The organism is Streptomyces torulosus (assembly GCF_001419765.1).
GTDB lineage: Bacteria > Actinomycetota > Actinomycetes > Streptomycetales > Streptomycetaceae > Streptomyces > Streptomyces torulosus.
In genome coordinates this window covers 1-1,697 of sequence record NZ_LIRK01000723.1, presented here as the reverse complement: position 1 = coordinate 1,697, position 1,697 = coordinate 1, and the positions used below count along the sequence as shown (strand labels likewise).

Below are 1,697 nucleotides of genomic sequence, written 5' to 3'. Positions count from 1 at the left end.
GCCCCGAACCCCTGGCCCTGACGACGGGCGCCCCCTTCACCTCCCGCACGGTCTTCTCGGCGGCGCACGTCGTCGCCGACCCCTTCGCCGACGTGTCCCCGGACTCGCCCGCGGCCGTCGACTGGGAGGCGACCCTCGCCTTCCGCCGCCACCTGTGGTCGCACGGGCTCGGCGTCGCCGAGGCGATGGACACCGCCCAGCGCGGCATGGGCCTCGACTGGGCGGGCGCGGCGGAGCTGATCCGCCGCAGCGCCAAGGAGGCCAAGGCGGTCGGCGGCCGTATCGCGTGCGGCGTCGGCACCGACCAGCTGACCGCGCCCGCGTCCCTGGCCGAGATCCGCAGGGCGTACGAGGAGCAGCTGGCGGTCGTCGAGGAGTCGGGCGCCCAGGCGATCCTGATGGCCTCGCGGGCGCTGGCCGCCGCCGCGCGGGGCCCGGAGGACTACCTGGAGGTCTACGGGCACCTGCTGCGCCAGGCCGCCGAGCCGGTCGTGCTGCACTGGCTCGGCCCCATGTTCGACCCGGCGCTGGAGGGCTACTGGGGTTCGTCCGACCTGGACACGGCCACGGACACCTTCCTCGACGTGATCGCGGCCCACCCCGACAAGGTGGACGGCATCAAGGTGTCCCTGCTGGACGCCCAGCGCGAGATCGACATCCGGCGCAGGCTCCCGCAGGGCGTCCGCTGCTACACCGGCGACGACTTCAACTACCCCGAGCTGATCGCGGGCGACGAGCAGGGCTTCAGCCACGCCCTCCTCGGCATTTTCGACCCGCTGGGCCCGCTGGCGGCGGAAGCGGTCCGCGTCCTCGACACGGGCGACGTGAAGGGCTTCCGGGAACTCCTGGACCCGACTGTCGAACTCTCCCGCCACCTCTTCCAGACCCCGACCCGCTTCTACAAGACGGGCGTGGTGTTCCTGGCGTGGCTGTCGGGCCACCAGGAGCACTTCACGATGGTCGGCGGCCTCCAGTCGGCCCGCTCCCTCCCGCACTTCGCGCGGGCGTACGAACTCGCGGACGGCCTGGGCCTGTTCCCGGACCCGGCGCTGGCGGAGACCCGGATGAAGAACCTCCTGTCGGTGTACGGGGTGGCCCAGTGAGCGCGGGTACCGGACTGGAACGCTTCTCCATCAACCAGATGACGGTGAAGCAGCTGTCGATGCCGGAACTGGTCGCCGGCTGCGTGGAGCTGGGCATCCCCGGCGTGGGCCTGTGGCGCGAGCCGGTGGCGGCCCACGGCCTGGAGGCGACGGCCAAGCTGGTCCGCGACGCGGGCCTGGCGGTCACCACCCTGTGCCGGGGCGGCTTCTTCACGGCGATCGACCCGGCGGAGCGGGCGGCGGCCCTGGCCGACAACCGCAAGGCGATCGACGAGGCGGCCACGCTCGGCACGGACACGCTGGTCCTGGTCTCGGGCGGCCTCCCGCAGGGCTCGAAGGACCTCCACGGGGCGCGCGAGCGCATCGCGGACGCCCTGTCCGAACTGGGCCCGTACGCGGCGTCGAACGGCGTCCGCCTCGCCATCGAGCCGCTGCACCCCATGTTCGCCTCGGACCGTTGCGTGGTGTCGACGCTCTCGCAGGCGCTGGACATCGCGGAGCGCTTCCCGGCGGACCAGGTCGGCGTGACCGTGGACACGTACCACATCTGGTGGGACGACACGGCCCCCGCGGCGATCGCCCGCGCGGGCGCCG

2 protein-coding genes are annotated in these 1,697 nt (G+C 73.2%); both read left to right on the top strand.

Annotation, left to right across the window (positions count from 1 at the left end; genetic code table 11):
- The coding region (locus tag AOK23_RS38495; RefSeq protein WP_055717118.1) for a dihydrodipicolinate synthase family protein at window positions 1-1,103 on the top strand (1,103 nt) is incomplete at its 5' end.
- 38 nt (window positions 1,104-1,141) lie between these two features.
- A partial coding sequence (locus tag AOK23_RS38490) for a sugar phosphate isomerase/epimerase family protein (protein WP_206336410.1) occupies window positions 1,142-1,697 on the top strand: 556 nt, incomplete at its 3' end.